Source organism: Agrobacterium sp. O3.4 (assembly GCF_041414895.1).
GTDB classification, from domain to species: domain Bacteria; phylum Pseudomonadota; class Alphaproteobacteria; order Rhizobiales; family Rhizobiaceae; genus Agrobacterium; species Agrobacterium cucumeris.
The window spans coordinates 801,961-824,594 of sequence record NZ_JALPZP010000002.1 but is presented as its reverse complement, the minus strand read 5'-3'; the positions used below and the strand labels follow the sequence as shown (position 1 = coordinate 824,594).

At 59.7% G+C, this 22,634-nt stretch carries 16 protein-coding genes; 5 read left to right on the top strand and 11 right to left on the bottom strand.

Annotated elements, in window-relative coordinates; genetic code table 11:
- Positions 1-21 precede the first annotated feature (21 nt).
- Both M0412_RS16535 and M0412_RS16530 read left to right on the top strand, forming a co-directional pair.
- Complete coding sequence (locus tag M0412_RS16535) at positions 22-1,668, top strand: GNAT family N-acetyltransferase (protein ID WP_269699422.1); 1,647 nt, start codon at positions 22-24, stop codon at positions 1,666-1,668.
- 57 nt (positions 1,669-1,725) lie between these two features.
- A complete protein-coding gene (locus tag M0412_RS16530; RefSeq protein ID WP_269699421.1) occupies positions 1,726-2,880 on the top strand; it encodes an amidohydrolase in 1,155 nt (384 codons plus the stop codon).
- A gap of 38 nt (positions 2,881-2,918) precedes the next feature.
- Here M0412_RS16530 and M0412_RS16525 read toward each other — a convergent pair whose 3' ends face one another.
- The 5 genes from M0412_RS16525 to bcsN all read right to left on the bottom strand — a co-directional run bounded on the left by M0412_RS16525 (position 2,919) and on the right by bcsN (position 11,940).
- On the bottom strand, positions 2,919-5,267 hold the full coding sequence (locus M0412_RS16525; protein ID WP_269699420.1) for a cellulose synthase: 2,349 nt from the start codon (positions 5,265-5,267) through the stop codon (positions 2,919-2,921).
- Positions 5,258-6,313, bottom strand: coding sequence for a glycosyl hydrolase family 8 (locus M0412_RS16520; protein WP_269699419.1), 1,056 nt, complete (start codon positions 6,311-6,313; stop codon positions 5,258-5,260). The genes M0412_RS16525 and M0412_RS16520 overlap by 10 nt, the downstream gene beginning before the upstream one ends.
- Positions 6,310-8,784: a cellulose biosynthesis cyclic di-GMP-binding regulatory protein BcsB gene (locus tag M0412_RS16515; protein WP_269699418.1), complete on the bottom strand. Its 2,475-nt coding sequence runs from the start codon at positions 8,782-8,784 to the stop codon at positions 6,310-6,312. The genes M0412_RS16520 and M0412_RS16515 overlap by 4 nt, the downstream gene beginning before the upstream one ends.
- Positions 8,781-10,970 (bottom strand): UDP-forming cellulose synthase catalytic subunit, encoded by a 2,190-nt coding sequence (gene bcsA / locus M0412_RS16510; RefSeq protein ID WP_269699417.1) that lies wholly within the window; start codon positions 10,968-10,970, stop codon positions 8,781-8,783. Before bcsA ends, M0412_RS16515 begins: the two co-directional genes overlap by 4 nt.
- 67 nt (positions 10,971-11,037) lie before the next feature.
- Positions 11,038-11,940 carry a cellulose biosynthesis protein BcsN gene (gene bcsN, locus M0412_RS16505; protein WP_269699416.1) on the bottom strand — a complete coding sequence of 301 codons (903 nt, stop codon included), beginning with the start codon at positions 11,938-11,940 and terminating at the stop codon, positions 11,038-11,040.
- A gap of 432 nt (positions 11,941-12,372) precedes the next feature.
- On the opposite strand from bcsN, the gene M0412_RS16500 reads away from it, so the two are divergent.
- Positions 12,373-13,557 carry an AGE family epimerase/isomerase gene (locus M0412_RS16500; protein ID WP_269699415.1) on the top strand — a complete coding sequence of 395 codons (1,185 nt, stop codon included), beginning with the start codon at positions 12,373-12,375 and terminating at the stop codon, positions 13,555-13,557.
- 52 nt (positions 13,558-13,609) lie between these two features.
- On the opposite strand, the gene M0412_RS16495 is transcribed toward M0412_RS16500, so the two are convergent.
- Genes M0412_RS16495 through M0412_RS16475 form a run of 5 tightly spaced genes read right to left on the bottom strand, consistent with a single transcriptional unit; the run spans position 13,610 to position 19,055 of the window.
- Positions 13,610-14,572 (bottom strand): glycoside hydrolase family 26 protein, encoded by a 963-nt coding sequence (locus tag M0412_RS16495; protein WP_269699414.1) that lies wholly within the window; start codon positions 14,570-14,572, stop codon positions 13,610-13,612.
- A gap of 13 nt (positions 14,573-14,585) precedes the next feature.
- Positions 14,586-15,089: a DUF995 domain-containing protein gene (locus M0412_RS16490; protein WP_269699413.1), complete on the bottom strand. Its 504-nt coding sequence runs from the start codon at positions 15,087-15,089 to the stop codon at positions 14,586-14,588.
- A gap of 15 nt (positions 15,090-15,104) precedes the next feature.
- Positions 15,105-17,051 (bottom strand): glycosyltransferase family 2 protein, encoded by a 1,947-nt coding sequence (locus M0412_RS16485; RefSeq protein ID WP_269699412.1) that lies wholly within the window; start codon positions 17,049-17,051, stop codon positions 15,105-15,107.
- The gene (gene galE, locus M0412_RS16480; protein WP_269699411.1) at positions 17,048-18,031 is read right to left on the bottom strand and encodes a UDP-glucose 4-epimerase GalE; all 984 of its coding nucleotides are present in this window, start codon (positions 18,029-18,031) and stop codon (positions 17,048-17,050) included. The genes M0412_RS16485 and galE overlap by 4 nt, the downstream gene beginning before the upstream one ends.
- A 1-nt stretch (position 18,032) precedes the next feature.
- A complete protein-coding gene (locus M0412_RS16475) occupies positions 18,033-19,055 on the bottom strand; it encodes a UDP-glucuronic acid decarboxylase family protein (RefSeq protein ID WP_269699410.1) in 1,023 nt (340 codons plus the stop codon).
- Between the two features lie 396 nt (positions 19,056-19,451).
- Between M0412_RS16475 and M0412_RS16470 the strand changes: the two genes are divergently transcribed.
- Complete coding sequence (locus M0412_RS16470; RefSeq protein WP_269699409.1) at positions 19,452-19,802, top strand: hypothetical protein; 351 nt, start codon at positions 19,452-19,454, stop codon at positions 19,800-19,802.
- A 59-nt stretch (positions 19,803-19,861) separates the two neighbouring features.
- On the opposite strand, the gene M0412_RS16465 is transcribed toward M0412_RS16470, so the two are convergent.
- Positions 19,862-20,632 carry a helix-turn-helix transcriptional regulator gene (locus tag M0412_RS16465; protein WP_142842693.1) on the bottom strand — a complete coding sequence of 257 codons (771 nt, stop codon included), beginning with the start codon at positions 20,630-20,632 and terminating at the stop codon, positions 19,862-19,864.
- A 905-nt stretch (positions 20,633-21,537) separates the two neighbouring features.
- On the opposite strand from M0412_RS16465, the gene M0412_RS16460 reads away from it, so the two are divergent.
- The gene (locus tag M0412_RS16460) at positions 21,538-22,497 is read left to right on the top strand and encodes a fibrinogen-binding protein (RefSeq protein ID WP_142842692.1); all 960 of its coding nucleotides are present in this window, start codon (positions 21,538-21,540) and stop codon (positions 22,495-22,497) included.
- Positions 22,498-22,634: the final 137 nt, after the last annotated feature.

Sequence of the window (22,634 nt, the reverse complement as noted above, 5' to 3'; positions counted from 1 at the left end):
CTGTATTGGGAGGGGGCAAAAATGCGTATCGACATCATCGACACCGACGCCGGTTTCGAGGCGATCCGGCAAAACTGGGACGCGGTGTTCATGGCCGATCCCCATGCACGGCATTTCCTCTCCTGGGGCTGGCTCAGGGATTATATGCCACGCCGCAAGCGCTGGTTCATTCTGGCCCTGCGTGAACGCCCGGAAGGCTCGCCCTATGTGGCGTTTTTCCCGCTGCGCCTCGTCACCGAGCCGGACAAGAAAACCGGCCGCTTCCACGACAGCATCGTCATGGCCGGCAATGCAGCGGCGGATTACACCGGCTTCATCACCCTGCCGGACTATGAAAATCACGCCGTCGCCGGTTTCTGTTCCTACATTCGCCAGCAGAACTGGACCGAACTGAAACTCGACTACCTCTCCGGCCCGCCGGAACGGCACAGTGCGATGGTCCGTGCGCTGCAGGGTCCGCTCGTCATGTTTCGCGACAACATGCCGACCAACCCCTATAACATCAACAATTGCATCTGCCCGGTGGTCGCCCTGCCCGACACTTTCGACGGCTATCTCGACAGCCATATGAGCAGCCAGACCCGCCAGAAGCTCAGGCGCTTCCTGCGGAAAGTGGAGGGCGGCGATGAATATCGCATCACCTTCGCAACGAAAGAAACGATCAAACGGGACATGGATATCCTGTTCGACTTCTGGCGCATCCGCTGGGCGCCACACAAGGGCAAGGAACGCACGGAACTGCTGATCGGCGCAACACGGCAGATGCTGATGGATGTCTATATCCGAGGCGATCTGGAAGTGCCTGTCCTGTGGTTCGGCGACCAGCCGCTCGGTGCACTCGCCAACATCATCGACCGGCAGAAAAAGTCTGTGCTGTTCTACATCACCGGCCGCGACGAAAACTGGAAGACCCCCTCGCCCGGTCTTGTGCTGCACGGGCATTGCATCCGCAGAGCCATCGAGCAGGGTTTCAAAACCTATGACTTCCTGCGCGGTAATGAGCCCTATAAATATTTCTTCGGACCGGAAGAGCAGAAGCTCAGCTGCACGCTGTTCCGCACCCGCTCGGGCGAAAATCTCGGCGGCACGCTGCATCCACGCAGTATCCGTTTCGTCTATGAACAGGGTCTCAAATTTTACAAGACCGGCAAGAAACCCGCCGCCAACATCGCCTTTGCCCAGGTGCTGGCGGCAGCACCCGACCATTCCGGCGCGCAATTCGGTCTCGCCAACCTGTCTTTCGACCGGGGTGAATTCCGGGAGGCGGAAATCGCCTTTCTGGCACTTCTCGCCAGCGGTCAGGACCCGGTTCTGCTGTGGATGCGCATCGGTGAGGCGCGGCTGGCGCAACAACATTATCACGAGGCATCGGAGGCTTTCCGGCAGGTGACCAATCGCGCGCCTTTCCACCGCGAGGCGCTTTATAAATGCGCCGTCGCCCTCATCGCCGCCGAAAGGGCGGTGGAAGGTGCCGAAATCCTCGACAGGCTGCAGCACTACCATTCGGACGACGCCGCGCATCTGGAATATGCCGAGAAGGCACGCGTGGCCCTTGCAAGGCTGGAATTGGCCAAACCAAAGGCCGCCATGCCTGCCGATGTCATCACCCTAGCCGCCAAGCCCAAAACAACCGGCAAACGCTGGCACCCGCCAAAGGTTTTGCATTGAAGGCAATGATCTGTAAGTTGCGGCAGGAAAAACCGGCCGCAACCCGCAGGGATTTTTATGTTTCTGACCAATAAGGACATGCTCGATCTCATCGAGCTTCGCCATGATCTTCACCGCCATCCGGAAATCTCCGGCGAAGAAAAGGAAACAGCCCGACGCATCCGCGCTTTCCTCGAACAGGCAAAACCCGACCGGCTTTATGCCGATCTGGGTGGCCATGGCGTCGCGGCGGTCTATGACAGCGGCAAAAGCGGCCCGGCGATCCTGATCCGCTCGGAACTTGATGCCCTGCCCATCCACGAAAAAAGCGAGGCCGACCACCGTTCCGGCACCGACGGCAAGGGCCACCTTTGCGGCCATGACGGCCATTCGACCATTTTGACGGCGCTGGCGCTTGGCCTTTCCCGCAACCGACCGCAAACCGGCAGCGTCATTCTCCTTTACCAGCCGGCGGAAGAAACCGGCGCTGGGGCGGCAGCCGTCATCGCCGATCCGCGCTTTGGCGAGATAAAGCCGGACTACGCCTTTTCCCTCCACAATCTTCCAGGCCTGCCATTCGGCCATGTCAGCGTAGTGGAAGGGCCGGTCAACTGCGCTTCGCGTGGCATCAAAATCCGTTTCTCCGGCAAGACGGCGCATGCCTCCTCGCCGGAACACGGCGTTTCGCCGATGCGGGCGATATCGCAGCTGATGCCGGCCTTGACCGATCTCGGCTCCGGCTTTCCGCCAGAACCCGATTTTTCGATGGTGACGATCACCCATGCGGTGATGGGCGAAGCGGCCTTCGGCATCTCGCCGGCCGACGCGGAAATCTGGGCGACGCTGCGCACACTCACCGACGACCGGATGGAAAAGCTCTGCGCGGCTGCGGAAGCGCTCGCAAAAAAGCAGGCGGACGAACAGAAACTGATGCTCGACATCACCTACGACGATATTTTCCTGCATTGCGAAAATGCGCCTGACGCGGTCAATCACATTCTACAGGCGCTGGAGGAAGAGAAAATTTCCCATAGTTCGGAAGGGCTTCCCATGCGCGCTTCCGAGGATTTCGGCCGCTTCCGCGCCGTCTCGTCATCGGCCATGTTCTTTTTAGGCGCCGGCAAGGATTATCCCAACCTGCACAATCCCGATTATGATTTTCCGGACGCGCTGATCGGCATCGGCGCAGGCATTTTCATGCGCATCATCCGCAACCTGACGGATGCGGGATAACAGCGGCCATTTTCTGGCCGCCGCCTTCTCTCCCAACGTCAGCCACCTTGCGGACCGTTGCTCGGCCGGGCCGCGCGCACCGCCGCCAGTCCGCGGATACCGTCCTTATTGCCGATGGACGTCAGGCTTTCGAAAATCTGGGTCGCTTCGCCGTAACGGCGCATGGCAAGATAGGAATAACCGCGCAGCACCATCAGATCCGCACGCTCATCGGCAAGCCGAGAACGCTGATCGAGCAGCAGCAGCGTCTCCGCATAGCGTTTCGACTGGAAGGCGGAAACCGCCCTGTCCGCCAGGATAGAGACCTGCAATTCGGTCGCGCGGGACCGGTCCATCCCCGATTTCGTCGCTGAAACGGCCGCATGGTCCGTCAGCCCCATGCGCAGATAAGCAAGGCTCTGGCCATAGGCCGCATCGCTTTTGACCGTCGACTGGCCGCCTTCAATGGCGGATTCGAAGGCTTTCAGGGCCTCCGCCGGCCGGTTTGTCTCCATCAGGCACCAGCCAAGATCGAGCGCCTGCTGCGGCGGCAGTCGCTGCGGATCGGGATAGGCTGTGCAGGAACGGGGGCGCGATGCGGCGCGGGCTTCCCGTTGCGCTTGCGCCGGGCGGCGTGCCTGCTTGCGCGAAGGCTCCGGAGCCGATTGCTGAACGGCTGGCTGGCTGTACACCACCGCTGTCTCCGCCTGCGGCACATAGGGCGCGGGTGCTGTCGTCGGAGAGGCCGCGGCAACAGGCGGTGAGGTTACCGGCGCCAGCGGCTGGCCGGACTGGTCCACCATGCGTGCGGTTCCCACATCGGCGATGCGCTGCGAGCGGCTTGCCCATTGCTGCTGGATGCCGCGCAGACCGGCAAGATTGCGCAGGTCATGATAGCTGAGCGCCACGCCATAGGCCGAAGGTTCGTCATCCGGTTTCCAGCCAAGCGCCGTACTGAACCATTGCAAGGCAAGCGGCGTCTGCCGGAAAGCGAGCGAATACCAGCCGAATTGCTGCGCCGTCGCCGCATCCTTGCGCGCCACCGTTTCGGCGGCGATGCGTTGCAGCACATCCGGCGGCAGCACGACAGGCGGTTCAAGCGCCAGAAGATTGGCAGTCGCGGCAAGATAGGTGGCACGCGCGTCATCGGAAGAGGTGCGCCACTTATACATGACGTCCTCGGCCTCACGCGGCTCGTTGCGGTCGATCAAGGCCAGCGCCAACCCTTGCGAGGCAGATGCGCTGTCTTCCTCTTCCCGCGCCTTGCGGAACCATTTTTCCGCCTCTGTCATGTTTTTCTGGCGAATATTGTACCAGCCGAGCAGCAGGGCGTCGCTGGCCAGCTTGTCAGTCTCGGCAAGTCTTTCAAGCCGCATCAGGTAAGCGGAAGGAACGGCAATGCCTTCCTTCTCCCCCGCCTTTGCCACGAACTGGCGGGCGAGATCATTCTTGACCGGTTCGAATTCCAGCTGGCCATCGGCGCCGGGCTTTTCCTTGGCCAGCAGCTCGCTCATCATCTCCGTCGGCAAAAGCGCGGATGCCTTCTGCACCGTGGCCAGCCTGTCGCTTGGCATCATGCAATTGTTGAGAATGTAGAGATAAGCGTCCCGTGCCCGCCCCATGCGGTCGGTATTGGCAAATGCATCGGCGACCCGCCATAAAACATCGACTTCGCTGCAGGTCAGCAGGCCGGGATTGTTTGCCGCAGCGTCAACCACCGTCGCATATTGCTTGAGATCAGACGCATTGACGAGGCGCTGGCGCGCTTCGGCGAGAGACAGCATGCCGGTCAGATTGTCGGGCGGCTGCCAGCCGGGTTCCGTCTGCTGGCGGTCGGCAATCGCCTTTCGCACTTCGGCATAACGGCCGTCGGTATAAAGCTGCCACATGGCATCGAGTTTGGGATCGCCATTTTCGGGAATGGCGAGCGGATCGGCAGGCGGCGTCCAGTTCGGATAAAGCGTGCGCAGCCGGGCAATCTCGGCCTGAAGGCGCTGGGTATCGCCTCTGGCCGCGAAGTAACGCAGCGCGCTGAGATCGACCTCGGGCATATCGGCCGCAGCCGGCTCAGCCGCGCGGGGAGTGGGCGCCTGCGCCATTTGCGGCTGTGGTGATTGCCAGCCGGTCTGTGACGGGCGGTCCATCGCCGGCACCGTTACCGGCGGCGTTGCGGCCGGCACCGTGACAGGCGGCGTTACCTGCGCCATCTCGCGATTTTTCAGGAAGGCATTGATCTGCGCGGGATTGGCCGCAGCCGGGGATGGGCGCGGCACCGCACGGTTGTCGCCAACCGCCGACGTATGCACGTCAGACACCCGCCCGAGAATGCTGTCGCGCCAGTGGAAGGCGGCAAGCGCAATCAGAAGCAGGATGAGAGCCGAGGTCGACAGTGGCTTGTTCATCGGCATTCCCCGTTATTCCTTGCCAGAAACGACAATGCCAGAAGATGCAATGTGGAAGGATAATAAAGTGTTGGCTGGAAGCTTTTAAGTTCGGCGGGAATGGCCGGACCGCCGGCAACGCAGGCCGCCAGCGCCGGAATGATGCGGTAGCCGGGGTCCGACAGGACGTCCTTGACCGCTCCGCTCTTCAGGTCGAAAGTCCCTGCGGCACCGCTTTCCAGCATCATGCCATCCTTCAGCCGCGCAAGCAGTTCCGGCGCTCCCATTTTTGCCCTTGAGAGATAAAGCGGGATGCGCACCGCATTATAACCGAATTCGGGAGGAAAACCCGAAGCCGGCTCCGGCTTCGTCTTCACCGACACCCAGTCGGCCGGCAACTTTCTGTCGCTGAAGGCAAAAGCGCCGACCTGTGCCACGCCGTCATCGGCAAGCGCTTTCCACAGCGGTGATGGCGCAACCAGATCAAGGACCGGAAACGCCTCGAAAATGAGGTAGGAGGGGTTGACCACCGGGCCATCGCCTCGGTCATCCTCACCAAAACCGCTAGCGGCCGGCAAAAGCAGTGTTCGCCCGCCGCGCTGCACCACGGTCTTCCTGAGGATGGCGGATGCGATGGCTGCGGATGCCTCGGCATAATCCTGTCGGTTCCACTGGCCGGCGGCGAGCGCCAGCGCATAGGCGATCAGGATATCGCCATCGGTCGCGTTATTGATATCAGTGACGTGCGGCCTTGTGCGCGGATCCCATTTCCAGGCGGAAAGTCCGTCGTCGCGCACCAGCAATTCTGTCCGGGTAAAGCTCCAGATCAGTTCGAAATCGGCAAGGTTGTCGGAGAGCACGGCGAGCCACATGCCGTAGCCCTGCCCTTCGCTGTGGCTGATATTGCCGTTACCGGTATCGATGATGCGCCCGCCGGGATCAAGGAAGGCACTTTTATACACGGACCAGGCCTCCGGCGACACCGACGCGGCGCGGCCGGCGGAGATGCCCGCGACCAATGCCATCACCGACAGGCAGATAATGCGGGCAAGTTTCGAAATCCCGCCCGTCATCGATGTCGTCCCATCAGGCGCAGCATCACGAAGGTGGCAAAGCCCAGAAGCGACACGAAGCCAATGAATGCCAGCGAATAGGAAAGCACATTGGAGGACAGCCAGTTGGCAGCGATCAGTCTCCAGTTGGAGAGCGAAAACGCCCCGGTAATATAGAAATACGGTCGTTCCACCTCGACTGTTTCGACCTTTCCAGCCGCCGCATCGTAAGCGGCGACCCGTCCGGTGACGTCGCCCCAGCGGTTCTCGCGCGTCATGGCCGACATGCCGTCGAGAAGCTCTGCCGACGTTGGCGCGGTGGCAAGCGTCCAGACGCCTTCTCCGGAAGGGCTGAGCCCCTGCGCCAGCATGAAGGAGGCGTTGGCAGGCGGGGCATAGGGCTGCTCGGCGGCCGGCAGGAAACGCAGCGTATCCGAACTCAGATCGAAATTCCGCTTCATCCAGTCCTCGAAGGACGAGACCTGCCCCTCCCAGACGCCGCCATCCACCCTCTCCCGCCAGTCGTTGAACAGGGTCTCGCTGTTTTGCGCGGGTGGCTGGACACCGGTTCCGACTTTCCAGGATATCTGGCTGGAGGGAACGAGATTGAACTGGCTGATCAACGCCTGCGGAAATTGCGAAATCGTTCCGACAAACAGCGCATCTCGATCGCCGATGACCAGGGGCGAAGCGACGGTCTCAACATTGATCGGATGTCCCGCAACACTCGCAAGCCGGCTGACGAGAGTTGCCGCCGCCGACATGGTGTCGGTATCGAACCGATCCAGCGAAAGCGCAACCGGGCTTCCGGCAGCCCTGTAAGGCTGGCCGGCACCCGCCATCGCCGCGAGATCCGGTTTGCGACCGATCCGGGCGTAATCCGGAATATGGATTTCGGTGGTGTCGAACAGGGCAAACCGCGGGGTCGTGCTGGCCGGCGCGCCCGGTGCGCAGGCCTGATCCTGCGCCGTCATCAACACCGCCTCGATCGTTATCTTGTTCGGTCCCGGCTTCAGATGGCGCATCGTGACATTGATGGGCAGATGCCGGAAAATACCGCCGCCATTGTTGGAGATCGGCACCGTCGAAGCAATCTCGTTATTAACGTAGATGTCGATATGGCTGCCGGGCAAGACCTGCGAGGAATAGGCAGCGTCGAGCAGCAGCGATGCCTCACCATAGGCTGACGCATAAAAATCCGCGGGCATGCCGATGTAAAACTCGTTGCGGAAACGACGTCCGCTAAATTCGCTGCTTTCGAGACCAAGTTCGGAAAGCGCGATGCGGCGATCCGAGGTGATGAGCGGAACGTCCGGCGCATGCCAGCTGCGGGTCGAAAAAGCCGTTCTCTGGGAGCCAGGGGCGCGCGAGATCGAGGAAAACAGTGTCTCAATGGCCGCCTGCACCGCCTGCGGAGTGGGGCCGCTGACAAAAAGCGGCGAAAAACCGCGAGGCACGGCACCGCCAAAACCGGCAAAGGCGCCCGCCGATGCTTCCGGCGGCAACGCCCCGGCTATACCCGCAATCTCACGGGCGGTGCCTACCAGAACCGTCAGCGTTCCGGGCTTGCGCTCGGATGAAGGGGCCGTCACGAAGCGGATCGACTGGTTCGGCATCAGGGTTCGGAGCGCCAGCGCCTGCGAAAGGCGCAGGAGTGAATCCGCAAATGCCGGATTACCGAGCGACGGCGCGACTATCTCGATCGAGGTCGTGGCTTTACCATCAGGTCCAGTTGCCTGAATGTCGTCTATGTTAGTGAAAGCGCCGGCAACATCGGCATTGAAGCCGATATAGGTGTTCGCCGGACTGACGTCGGTCCACAGATCGTAGGTGGACTGGATCGTGCAATCGGTCCTGTGTCGCTGCTGCACACCGAGCGTCACGACATTCGAGCCGACCTGCAGCACGCCGGGCGGGATTTTCAGGGAGACATTGCCCTCACCGTCAGGCGCTTCAATGCGCGCCACATCCAGTGGAACATTGTTCAGGCTGACCTGAAAATTCGAGCTTTCAGGCGCAACCACAATGGCGTTCTGATACCCGATATTAAGCGAAACGGCGGCATTGGCCTGCTCTGGAGTAAGATAGATGCCCCATTGCCGCCGGTCCGTCTCGCCGGAAAGGCTGAGCTTCTCATAGGGCAAAATGTAACGGCGGCGGCTATCAGCAGGGGACAAGGGGGTCTGCACCGTAGCTGGTCTTGCTCCCTCCTGACGCGGAGGAACAGTAACCGGCGGAACGACGGAGCGCTGCGGCGCTGGCGAAACGGGCGCCGGCTGAATCACAAAGGGCGGCTGCGCCGGTGGTATGGCAGGCGGCTGTCTGGGTGCCGCTGGAGGAACAACGACGGGCGGCGACACCGGTGCAGGCGCAGTCTGCGCCGGCCTTTCCGGGGACATATCAAAGGGTGAGGACTGCGCCATCGCACCGCTTGCGGCGGCGCCCCACATCAATGCTGTCAGAGAACCCCTGATCTTTTTACCGCCGGTCATTTTACAGCTCCGGCAGGTTTGACGTTTTTGGCCGCGGGCCGGAGCGCCTTGACCAGATAAAAGAGACCGCGCTGCGTCTGGAACAGCGATATGGCAAGGAAGATCGCCGTACCGCGAATGAGGCCGGGGTTTCTGCGGCGCACGCGCTGGAACTCGCTCCACTGTTCGGAATTGGCGAAGATCAGGTCGGCGATCAGGCGGTGATCGACGGCGCGCTGTGGTGAGAAGGTGCACCCGATGGAAACCAGTCCTTCGCCGCGCACCGTCCGGACCACCTTGACGGGCATGGTTTCCGGCACGCCCTCGCTGTGCGGCTTCACCTTCACGATCGCCGTCGTGTTCTTTTCGACGGTCGTGGCACTGTCGAACAGATTGATCAGCAGCCCATGCACCGATACGTTGTCGATGGAGGCCGGCACCCATGCGTCACTGCCCTCGAGCTTGACCTCACAGCGCCGCTTGACGGTGATGCGGCGCGACGCCGACTTGTCACCGCGTTCCGAGACGACACCGAGCGCGCAGCCGGCAAAAATGAGGTTGAGCAGGTTCCAGCCGCCGACGACCAGCGTCACATCGGCCTTGTAGGGCTCGCTATAGATGCGCCAGATGGCAAAGGCCATCGCAACCACCAGAAGCGCGAAAATCACGAAGAAGGGACGGCTGATTTCCGATAGCCGCGCCTCCGCAATGGATTCGTCCTTGGCCGTCACCTTGAAGGTGGGTTTGCCGGGATTGAAAATCACGGAGACGACCGCAGGCAGAAGGTGGACCGTCTGCACATATTCGTAAAGTTCAGAAATCCACGGCCAGCGGAAGCTGCCATAGAGATAGTTCTGCATCATCAGGTTCACGAGCATGTAGGCGGCCGTATAGGCGAGGAATTCGCCACCCGAAGCCACGAAAATCTGAAGGTCGAAGAACAGGTAAAACAGCGGCGCGAACAGGAAGATCGTGCGCGGGAACGGAAACAGCCAGAACAGCGTCGACGACATGTAACAGAGGCGCTGCGTGAAGGAGAGGCCACGCTTGAACAAAGGCTGACGGAAGATCAGGATCTGCATCATGCCCTGCGCCCAGCGGCTGCGCTGGCCGATGAAGCTTGCAAACGTGGCCGGCTGCAGGCCGGCGATCAGCGGTTTGTCGACATAGATGCTGTTCCAGCCGCGCGAATGCAGCGCCAGTGCCGTTTCGCAATCCTCGGTGATGCTGACACCGCTGAAGCCTTCGGTATCCTGCAGCGCCTCGCGCCGCAGCACGGCGGCGGAACCGCAGAAAAACGCGCCGTTCCACTTGTCGAGACCACGCTGGATGATGCCGTAAAACATCTCGTTTTCGCTGGGCATCGTCTCGAAGGTGCGCAGATTGCGCTCGATCGGATCGGGATTGACGAAGAAATGCGGCGTCTGCACCAGGAAGAGCCGGGGGTCTTCCTCGAAATAACCAACCGTCTCCAGAAGAAAATCGCGGGCGGGCGCATGGTCGGCATCAAACACCGTCACCAGTTCGCCGGTGGAATGGGCAAGACCATTATTGAGATTGCCGGCCTTGGCGTGGACGTTGCGCTCGCGCGTCAGATAACGCACGTCGAGATCCTCGCAGAGCTGCTTCAGCTCCTCGTGACGACGCTGCGCCGCTTGCGCCTCGACGATGTTGCTGGAATTGCGCTTCTGCACCGAGCCGCCATCATCCAGTAGCCACACCGTGAACCGGTCGGCCGGATAATCCATGTTCTTGGCCGCCGCCAGCGTGTTGGCCAGAAGCTCGGCATCCTCATTATAACTCGGCACGAAGACATCGACCGTCGGCCGATAGTCCGGTGAGCCGGGCCGCGTCTTGCGCGACGGCAGCGGCATGGAGACGATGACAAGGCTGAGGCCCAGCATCACGACGCTGTACATTTCCGCCAGATAAAGCAGAAAGCCGGGAATGAAGTTCTCGAGCTGGTTGACGGGCGGCAACGTGCTGGTGGTGCGCCAATAGACGTAACGCAGAACGATGGCCGTGCCGAAACCCAGCGCCACCAGACGCCAGGCCCCCTGCCCGTTGAACCCCTTGATGGTCGCCAGAAGAACCAGCGAGATCGCGGTCGCGACCAGATGCGTCTGCAGGCTGACCGGCATCGTGACGATGGCCAGAACGCAAAGCGACACAAGCAACCAGACAATGACTGTGATGGCCTTGTTCATCCAGAAACTTTCCGTTCTCTTCGCCATCCGGAATTTCGGCCCGGAATTTCCGCTTCATTCCCGGTGATCATCTGCATCCCTGGGCCACTCCCGAACCGGCCAGACATGCTGGCGAGGGAATGGACACCTGCGGAACCTGTGATGGTTGCTGGCCGCTCCTTGCCGTTCCGCTCTCGGCGCGCTGGCCCATTGCTGCTGGTCGTGCAGGCTGAACGGGCGCGCCAGCCGATGTGGGCGACGGAATATTGACAGCAGCAACGGGCGGCAGCGGCTGTGGTTCCGGCTGCACCGGCGGGGCGGCAACCGCGCGACGGACTGGCGGCGTTGTCGGCACGCTGGCAGTCACTTCACCGCCGGGCCGCATCGGCACCTCGTTTGTCTTCAGGGGATAAACCGGATTGCCCGGCCGTCCGAGGTTTTTGTCCACCGCCTGCGGCGTGCCGTAAGGGTTCCAGCTTTCAGAAGCATAGGTGCCGGTGATCGTGTAATTATACATGACCGCCAGAAGTCGCTCGACACTCGCGCCGGACTGGCAGAGGCGCAGCCGCACCTTGATGCGGCCGAGATTGCGGAAATCCTGCCGCATGCTTTCCGGCGAGCGTATATCCTGCCAGCCATAAAGGCAGGTATCATCACCCCGGCCGCTGCCGGCGGCATAAGAAAAGGCGCCATAGCCATTCTGCAGGTAGTTCGCCGACATGGCGATGTTTTGTCCCGGAAATTCGGTGCGGATTTCGCGCGCGACTGACGCAGCCCGGAAACCGCTGAAACCAAGAGCGTCGCGATCGGTATCACCAGCCTGCTGCGGGCCGAAAAACTCCGCCTTGATGTAGTTCTGTCCGGGTGTGGCAGCCTCGGATCGCAATATGACCTGTTGCGCCACCGCATTGGAATAGGTGCGGTTGACCACGGTGACAATTTCCGGACCACCAGGCGGCGGGAAAACCAGCGCTTCGGACGGAGACAACATCTGTGCGCCCCCGAACGAGCGAACGCCCGCGGGAGTATTGCAGCCCGTAAGAACCACAATGGAGAACAGCAATGAAGTATAGGCAGAAAATCTCACTGCCTTGTGCCCCTCTATTTCCCCAACGCCGCCCATATTAAAAAGAGGCCGAATCACTAATGACGAGACCATTGCTACGAAATACGTGAGGACTACGAATAAGCAATCTCAAATTTTCGTTGTAATTTCTGACACTTTGTGGATTCCGAATCACCCTGGACGCACTATTTGCCACTGAGGACCGTGGAACCAAACGCACGAATGCGGGTTGGCTCAGGGTGAGGTCGATGATTTTACGGTTGCAGCGCAATATGTCCCATGGTCTACTTGCTTCTATAATCACGTATTTTTATTGATCTATTTTTTCATTCGACTGTAAAAACAGAGAGTTAACTGATGACAGTGCAATTTCCGAGTGCCGCCCAGGCGCTTGCCGAAGAGATCGGAACATTACGGAAATGGCTGGATGAGGATGCCCTGCCGCTATGGTGGGAGGCGGGTTCGGCCCGCCCGGATGGCGGCTTTTACGAGCGCCTCGGCCAGGATGCCAAACCGGTTTTTTCCGATGATCGTCGCGCCCGCGTGCAGCCGCGTCAGGCCTATTGTTTCGCCGCCGCCGGCCAGCACGGCTGGCAGGGGCCCTGGAAAGAGGCGCTCCTGCATGGCCTCAGCTGGTTCGAAAAGGTCTATCGTCTCGATAACGGTCTTTACGGCAACCTCGCCGACCAGACCGGCAAACTGATCGATCCGTCCTTCGATCTCTACAATCAGGCCTTTGCGCTTTTCGCCGCCGCCCAGACCGCTGCGAGCCTGCCCGAGCGCAAGGACGAGATGCGCGGCCGGGCGCTGGATATTCTTGCCATCCTCAAACGTGACTACAAACATCCCGTCGCCGGTTTCGAGGAGGCGAACCCGCCGCGCACGCCTCTCTGTTCCAATCCGCACATGCATCTGTTCGAGGCGATGCTGGCCTGGGAGGTGCAAGATCCAGATGGCCCATGGTCGGCTTTGGCCGACGAGATCGCCGATCTGGCGCTCACCCGCTTCATCGATGGCGGCAATGGCGGCCTTCGAGAATTCTTCGAGCATGACTGGACGCCGCATAAGAGCGACAAGGGCCGGATCATGGAGCCGGGCCACCAGTTCGAATGGGCATGGCTTCTGGTGCGCTGGGGCAGCCTGCGCAACAGCGGCGAGGCGATCGAAAAAGCCAAGCGCATGTTTGAGATCGGCGAAGAGCATGGCATCTGCGCCCGCCGCAAGGTGGCGGTCATGAGCCTCTACGACGATTTTTCGGTGCATGACGCGTTGGCGCGCCTATGGCCCCAGACGGAATGGCTGAAGGCGGCGGTGCGCCTTGCCAGCGTCACATCAGGTGAGGAACGGCAGCGTTACCTTGCGTCGGGCCTCAGGGCCATCGGCGCGCTGCAGCCTTTCCTCGACACGCCGGTGAAGGGTCTCTGGTTCGACAAATGGCCGGCCAACAGGCCGATGCTCGACGAGCCGGCACCGGCCAGCACGTTCTATCACATCGTCTGCGCCATCTATGAGGCTGAGGCCGTGCTGGCGGTCAGCGGATAATGTCCGGGCGGGCGAGCGGGCCGGGCGTCCGCTCGGCCCGCTCCGGCCTCAATCAAGCCTTGGCCGGGCGCACCACGCGCCAGTCGGGCTTGCCGAGATTGTGCGGCCAGGGGTGCACGTCCTTGTCGTTGAAATAGACGACTTCTTCCAGCCTCGGAAAATCCGCCTGTTTCAGCGTTACGTCGTTCATCCATGGACGGACATAGGAATCGCCGCCTTCATAACCGAGTTCTGCGACCCAGACCGGTCGGTTGAAGGTTTCGACAAGTCCGTATCCCTTGCGCAGCAGATCGGAGAACGTCTTCGGTCCGCCATATTCGATCTTGTCGTAATCTTCGAGACCGAAGACCGAAAGGCCGACGAGATCGGCGTAGTTATCGCCGGGATAATAAGCCCGAAGGCCATCAAGTCCCTTGGGCGACCACATCACCTTGACACCGGGAACCGCCCTGCGGGTCATGTCCACCATGCGTTTATAGGCCGTGATGTAGTCCCGAGGGTTCCAGCCGGACCATGAGAAGCGGCCGGACGTGTCTTCCATTTCCTGACCCCAGCGCAGGATCAGCGGGCTTTTCATCGCCGACATGCGTGCGGCTATCGCCTGCATGTTCTTGTCGTAGTCGCCTCCCAGCACCTTGCGGCGCAACTCGTCGGAGGAAAGCCGCCAGTTGACGTCCCATGACCATGGTTCGACGGTGATCAGCACATTGCGCTTGCGCTCCAGGGCATACGCGTCCGCGAGCGCAAGACTGTCGAGATCCACGTCTTCCCAGGGCAGGAACAGATGTTCCGTCGCCACCCCGGCCTGTCCGGTGAAATCACCATGCGGATCGTAAGCACCGAAACGGATACCATCCGCATGCAATGTCGGACGTTTGTCGGCAAGCGTCTTCATGCCCGTGGCGCCCATGGGTGCAACACCCTGCGCATCCAGTTTGAACATGGGGTACATGCTGGCCGAAAAAGCCACTGCCGCCCCGCTTGCGAAGAGAAGTTTTCTTCTTGTTATCTGCATGACACTTTCCTCCCTACCGCGTCGCCGTCATCGCCTTGCCATAGGCGGCGATCTGCGGGGTGACGTCGTCCTTGCGGACAAGTTTCAGGAATTCATCGCCGGGCCTTGGCGGGTTGTGCCGGAACACATACCACTGGCCGCCCTGCTTGCGCTGATAGAGCATCTTGCCGATGCGGCCGTGGTCAAAGCAGGTATCGGCCTTGCCGCTGCCATTATCGGCTTTCCAGGTGGCGCGCATGCACAGCGTGCCTTTGGCATCGACGGTCCAGATGCCCTCACCGACGGATTTTTTGCCTTTTTCTTCCGTCAGGGCGATGAATTTGCGGCCATCGGCAATGAAACGCCCGCCGCCCGTATCCCATTTCCAGGTCTTGTCGAAGTACATTTCCACGACTTCGCTGGTTCTGAGCGGTTTCGGCGTCTTCGTGCCGCCTGCGGCGTGGACGGCACTGGGCGCGATCACCGCAAGGCAGAGTACGAAAGCGGAGAATCCGCAGTTGCTTATTGTTGTTCTCATCACAGCCTCCTCCTTCTATTGTCCGACCCTATTGTCGGCCAGCATGATTTCTCCGGTTGCCACTGTCGGCGACGGTGCGACGGCCGGTTCCGCCTGCATTTCCCGATGACCGGGCAAGCCCGGCAGGGTGATGCGCAGCTTCACGCGCACCGATCTCGCGCCCTCCACACCCGCACCGGCAACCGTAAAACGCGTTTCGGTGAAGGTGACGTAGGGCTGCCCGTGCGACAGGGCTTCAAGCCCACCGATCGCATGTGAGCTGAGTTCCGCGGCGCTGCCGGCGACGAGCAACAGTGAACAGGCCGCAGCGGTTGCGCCGCCGCGCATCGCCGGCAATCGCGGCAAGCCGTTTTCCATCACGTGGCGGATGAGCAGGAACACGGAAAGTCCCGCATAAATCGCCACATTGATCGCCCCGAAAATGAAGAAGCCTTCCGCTCCGCTATCGCGTGGCGCCAGCACCATGGCGAGAAAGCTCACCGCCGCCAGAACCATGTAGGGCACGATGACCCGCAGCGGCAGCGGCGGTTTGGCCTGCGTGCCCTTGGGCGTGATGCGGAAATCGACGAAGTCACCACGGATGGTGTCGCGGATCGCCGCCAGCACGCCCATCAGCGACCAGGGCCAGCGCAGGAACAGGAACACCATGGCTTCCCAGCTGAAAAGCTTCGCATCATGAGGGCGGAATGCCCCCGTTGCCCGCCAGAAGAAGGCGAACAGGATCATGATCAGCGAAATGGGCAGGAAATGCGCCAGGAACGCCGGATAGGACGCATTGACCAGCACTTGCCCACGCAACAGGGCAACGACGGGAAGCACGAACATCAGCGCCATGAAGCCGGAAAACAGCGGATACCAGAGCTGCGAAAACAGGAACTGGAATTTCAGCCGCAAAGGCAGCTTCGGCACATAGTGCCGTGAATATTGCAACAGGATGGTCATCAGGCTGCGTGACCACTGGAATTCCTGCACGATGAGATCGGCAAAGGTCGCCGGCCCGTCGCCATGGGCGATGGCGTTGACGGCATGGACACCGCGCCAGCCACCGGCATTCATCAAAAGCGTGGTGGAATGATCCTCGGCAAGCTCGGGGCCGAGACCGCCCACCTCACGCAGCGCTTTCGTGCGCACGGCGTAGTGAGAGCCGATGCAGAGCGGCGCCCAGCTATTGTTGTAACCGAGCTGCAGCGCGCCGTGCAGGCTTGCCTCCGCATAAAGCCTGCCGCGCGCGGCCCAGCTCTCGCTGGCATTGGCGTCGCAGATGCTTGGGGCGGAGACATATCCAACCGACGGATCGGCAAAGGGACGGATGATCTCGCTCAGATAATCCGGTTCCGGCACATGATCCGCGTCGAACTGTGCGACGAAATCATAACGCTCATAGCCATAATGATCGTAGAAATAAGCGAGATTACCTTCCTTGCAGCGGGTGCGGCGCGGCCAGGTCTTGCGGTGATAATCAGCGACGCCCTTCCGGGTCGAGACGAAAACACCATGCGCACCACACCAGGCAAGCGTCTGCGCATCCGGATCTTCATCCGCAAGCCAGACGTCGAATTCCAGGCCCTTCTGTTCCATGCCCCTTTGATCCAGCATGGCCAGCAGCGTCTTGCGCACCACGGCGAAAGGCTCCGACGGGGCCTTGGTGACCACCATCGCCACCCGGCCCTTGGGCAAAGGGGAACGCCGGTCAACGACGCGGGCGTTGAGGAATATGAAAATGAAATAGGACGGCAGCAGCGTGATCCACGCCAGCGTCAGGGTAACGACGGTATAATAGGGCCAGTCGATCACCCGGTCACGGTCGAGCCACCAGACCCAGAAATAGCCAAGCGTCACCAGCCAGCCGCCGATGCCCAGACGATAGGCCATGCGGTTCCAGCCGGTGAAGACCGGCAGCATCCGCAATGAGCCCGCGGCGGCACGTACAGGTTGGACGGAAGGAGTGGAGCGCGCCGTCATGACCGCACCTCCAGTCCGAAACCGGGACCGGCCGTGCGGATGATCGTGTCGATATCGGAATGTTTCGGCGCAAAGCCGAGCGTCTGCCTTGCCCTTTCAATATCGGCGAACAGCGCCGGCGGATCGCCCTCGCGCCTCGCGCCGAAATGCACTGGCACTTCCTGACCCGTAACGCGATGGATAGCCCGGATGATATCGCCAACCGAGGTGCCGTGGCCCGAACCAAGATTGACACGCAGCGTCTCCCCGCCATCCGCCAGATAATTGACGGCGGCCACATGGGCATCGGCGAGATCGCTGACATGGATGTAGTCGCGAATGCAGGTGCCGTCCGTGGTGTCGTAATCCGCGCCGAAGATATCGAGTTGCGGCAACCGCGCCGCAGCCGCCATCAGTGCCCGGGGGATCAGGTGGGTCTCCGGTTCGTGGCGTTCGCAAAGCTCGCCATCGGGATCGGCGCCGGCCGCGTTGAAATACCGCAGCGCCACGAAACGCAGGCCATAGGCCGCGGCGTAATCATCCAGCGCCATTTCGAAAATCAGCTTGGTGCGCCCGTAAGGATTGACCGGCATCTGCGCGGTTTCCTCGCGGATTGGTAATTGTGGCGGCACGCCATAGGTGGCGCAGCTGGAGGAGAATACCAGCCCGCCAATATTCTGGTCGAGACAGGCATCCAGCAGCGAAAGGCTGCCGCCGACATTGTTGCGGTAATATTTGCGCGGATCTTCGACGGATTCGCCGACATAGGCGTTGGCGGCGCAATGGATGACGAAGGCCGGCTGGAACTCCCTGAGCGTGGCCTTCAGCAGGCCACGATCAAGAATGTCACCCTCGATGAAAGGCCCCCAGCGAACCGCATCCGCATGGCCGGTCGAGAGATTGTCATATGCGATGGGCCTGAAGCCGGATTTTGCCAGCGCCTTGCAGATGTGGCTGCCTATGAATCCGGCCCCGCCCGTGACGAGGATTGTGCGGGCCATCTCATACGGCCTCCGCCACTTTCCTGCCGGACAGCAAAGCATCGAAATAGACGATGGTTTTTTCCAGTCCGATTTCGAGCGGCACGCGCGGTTGCCATCTCAGCTGCTCGTTGGCCCGCGAAATATCCGGGCGGCGCTGCTGCGGATCGTCGATTGCAGCCGGCAGATGCACGATGCGCGAGCGGGAACCCGTCATGCGAATGACGATATCGGCCAGCTGCCGCACCGGAATTTCGCTCGGATTGCCGAGATTGATCGGCCCGGTGCAATCCTTCGGCTTGGCCGAAAAACGCAGGAAACCATCGATCAGGTCATCGACATAACAGAAGGAGCGTGTCTGGCTGCCATCGCCATAAATGGTGATGTCGGCCCCCTTCAGTGCCTGGACAATGAAGTTGGAAACCACACGTCCATCATCGGGCCGCATGCGCGGCCCATAGGTGTTGAAGATTCGTCCCACCTTGATATCAACGCCATAAAAGCGGTGATAATCGAAAAACAGCGTTTCGGCGCTGCGTTTGCCCTCATCGTAACAAGCTCGCGGCCCGATTGTATTTACATTGCCGAAATAGCTTTCCGGCTGGGGATTGACGAGTGGATCGCCGTAGACTTCCGATGTAGAGGACTGCACTACGGTTGCACCGCATCTGCGCGCGACCTCCAGCACATTGACGGCGCCAAGCACATTGGTGAGCAAAGTGCCGACGGGATCGCGCTGGTAATCCGGCGGCGAAGCCGGCGAGGCGAAGTTGAAGATCAGCGAGACGTCGATATCATAGGGTTTGCGCACGTCGTGCTCGACGAGCAAAAACCGCTTATTGTCCCGTAAATGCTCCACATTCGCCGTCCGCCCGGTCGAAAGATCGTCGAGACAGATCACTTCGTGGCCGCAGACCAGCAGACGCTCGCAAAGATGGGAACCAAGGAAACCAGCGCCGCCATTGACGAGAACGCGCTGGCCAGGACGCCATTCCGAGTAGATCGTGACGCCATTATCATGCTCGTTGGGAACGAAATTACGCATTACACACTCCTCCCCATGAGGAATCAGCCCGGCTGATTCATCTTGAACTGAATCAAACTCCCGATTGTGCGGTATCTTGAATATCATCCTCCGGTTTTTATTTCTTCTGGAGGTTTTAATATTTCGATTCGATAGTTTTCAACTTTTATGATAGGCGCGGTGAAAAACAGGTCAACTTCATTTTGTCGAAATATTACAATTGATTACCCTGAATTACTAAAAATAGCCCTTGGTTTAATACTTTTTAACTACGCCTCCTTTATGCCTTTGTTATTGAGCATTAGCGCAAGCTTCGCTCAACCAGTCGGGACTATCCTGGTTTTGTAAGGCTCGGTCCACCGGGACAAAACCGCCCGGCGAGATGCGACAGACAGTCGATTTCAGGGGACATACACGATGAATGAAATGCCTTATTCCAAGAGTGGCAAAGCGGCCAGACGCAATCATTTTGCGCTCGTTGCCGCAGCCCTTTCAGCACTCACTTTCGCAACGGCCTCGTGCGCCGTGGTCGAAGACGCTGTTTTCATCAAGACCGCATCAGCGGATACGACAACAATGAAGACGCGGGTTACTCCTACCAGGGCTTCCTACGGCTACGACAAGACAGGCAATGCAGCTGTAACGCTTGTTGCCGACGCGTCGTCCGAGGCACCGTCGATAGCGCGACATTCCTATTCCGGTTCTTCTCCCTATATTTGCTCGCCGAGCGGATTTGGCCAGAAGTCCCGCTGCTTCCTGAGACCGTAAGTCTCGGGCCGGAACATCGGCGGAAACCGGCGCCCGGGCGGCCTCGGCCTGCCTGATGCTTAGTTCTTCCAGCCGGATAACGTAGCGTCGTCGTCCTTGTTGAAGAAGCGCGATGCCGCCTCGGTTCGGTTGCGCACGTTCATCTTCTTATAGATGTTGCGAACGTGAACCTTCACGGTGTTTTCGGACAGATGCAGCTTGTCAGCAATGATCTTGTTTTGCGTACCCTTGCAAAGCAGGTCGAGGATTTGCACCTCCCGTGTCGTCAGCGCCGCCATTTCACCCCTGTTTGCCGCAAGGGCGTCGGCGCGGTTGGCAATAACGGCGTTTGTCTGAACGCTCTTGCCGCTGACGGCCTGGGAATAGGGTGTGAGCTTGCCGAGGAGAGCCGCGGGAAAATGTTCTCCGCCCTTCATCAAAAGATCAACAGCCGCCATGAACACGTCAAGCCGCAGATTGAGCGGCAACACGCCGTCGATGACGCGCATTCCCACCAACTGCTTCAGCGGTTCCTCAAACTTGTCGATGGTTTCGACCACCAGTGCGATCGGCGCATCCGGATGCTTTTCGTGGATTGCCGCAAGAAGATTATGGAGCCGCTCGCCGGACATGCGATAAGGCAGCACCAGCCGGACATTCGCCCCGTAGTCGTCGTTAATAGTCGACGACGAGGTAACGCTCACCACCGCGAATGTGGGGAACTTTTTGCCCAACGCCTCCACGAGGCACTCGGAAAACAGGTCCGGATCCGCTATGATCAATAAAGTTCCATTTATAGGTGAAACGGCGTTTTTTTGTTTTGCCGCATAATCTGAAGTTCCCATGAACATTGACGCCTCCCTAAAGCGCTTACGCATTACATTCTTTTTGGTGTGCCGTCTGTCGTCCGCCAGGACGCCCCCAAGACCATAGGGGGCAATTCCCGCCTCAAGCCATGTCAACTATCATTAATTACCTGTTAATTTAGGAGGCTAATACGAAAAGCTGTGTAAATAAATGGCCCATACGGGTTATTTTTTACATTAGGCATACAAAATTGATTACGGTGAGAGAAAATCATTCACTTGGAAATCATCAAGGAAACAAAGGCGTTAGAAATGCCTCCGCTCCGGTTTTGTATTCCAAGAAAATATAACTTTTAGTTGAAAGACCTTTTCATATCTCGCCTGCAAACGATCCCGGACGATGTGCCGTTTCGGGATAACGCCCTTTTCCCTTGCAAAAGCACGATGGTTTTAAGAGGCCGGTTTTTTGCCGCCAAATCTGCGGATATTTGCTGCAGCGGCCGCGAAAACGAGCCTTGGCCTACCCCTCCGGCATATATATTCCGGTTACGGGTGCCGATATGTTTAGCCCGAATTGATAGCTAGAAAGCGCAATTTTTCTGCGGCACAGTCTGACCGTCGCTAAACGGCGGCCGATGAAAAGACTATCCCGGCCTTAACGTGTGTTTGCCAACGCCGGTTCCTTTTCAAGAAAACACGCAAGCAAAAAGACGAAGCCACCGCGCTCCCCATTGGAGCGAGGAACGGATTTGTGCGCCTTTTTACCGAGTAGCGCACAGGGGCTGAACGAAAAGAGCCCGGTCGCGGGCCGATGCCGAACCGCAGATGAAACGTACCGAGTGCATCTGCAAACATCAATCTTTGTGCAACACGGAGCAAGCGCGAAAAAATCCCGTTTGAGATGAGAGGGATTTCGAAAGCTGCTCCGAGCTTTTTCGGAGGAAATCGAAATGGGTTACAATTCACAGCCAGCCGGCGACGACATCACCAAGATCGGCGCTCTTTCCGAGGGTTTTGCCAACACCTCGACCAATGACGCCAAGGTGGAAGACAGCAATGTCGGCACCGCAAACGGTGAAAACCGCAACAACGACAACAGCGACAACAGCACCAATGTGGATGTTGACGCCAAGATCGATGTAGCAGTCGGCAATGGCGACAATCGCGACAACGACTATGACTGGAGCTATGACAGCAAGTCGTACAGCGACAACGACACGACCACCAAGACGAGCACCGAAACCAACACTGATATCAAGACGGATTACGACTGGAGCTACGAAAGCAAGTCGTACAGCGACAATGATACCAATGTGAAAACGATCACGGACACGGACAACAAGACGTTCTCCTACTCCGACAACGACACCTCCACCAAGACCACGACGACCTCCGACAGCTTCAACTCCGCCGACAGCTACTACAAGTCTGATGACGACTTCGGTAACATCGCCGGCGTCAAGGATGTCGGCAATCTCGGCATCGCCGGCGGGGACCTCACCTTCAACCTGGGTGACGACTTCTCCTTCACGCTCGATGTCGACAACATCCTCAACAGCTCGCTCAACGGCGACGGCAATGACACCGGCTTCAGCATGGTGCAGGCCAACCACCTGGCAGACCAGGATCAGGCCTACGACATCAAGATGCAGAATGGCGGTGCGGAAAACCACCTGAGCGCCAATGCCGGCGACGCCTATGGCGCGGAAGGCATGGACGGCAAGGGATGGGACCTCAAGGCCGGCGACGACGCAGCAGGCACCAGCACTGCAGATGCATCGGCAATCCTTGCAAATTCCGGCTTCCATCTGGAACTGGTGCAGGGCGCCAACATGCTCTCCAATGCCGTTGACGTCACGATCACAGGCGGTAACTCGCATGTATCCGATGTCGGTGAGGATCACTCCTGATACCCACCTCTTGACGAAAAGAGCTGCACCGGCACCCGCCGGTGCAGTTCGCGGTTGAAGGACCGGTCTGCGTAAGACGAAGCACCGCCTTTGAGACGGGTGCCCTGCGCAGCCTCAGGCTCTGCCGCGATGATCAG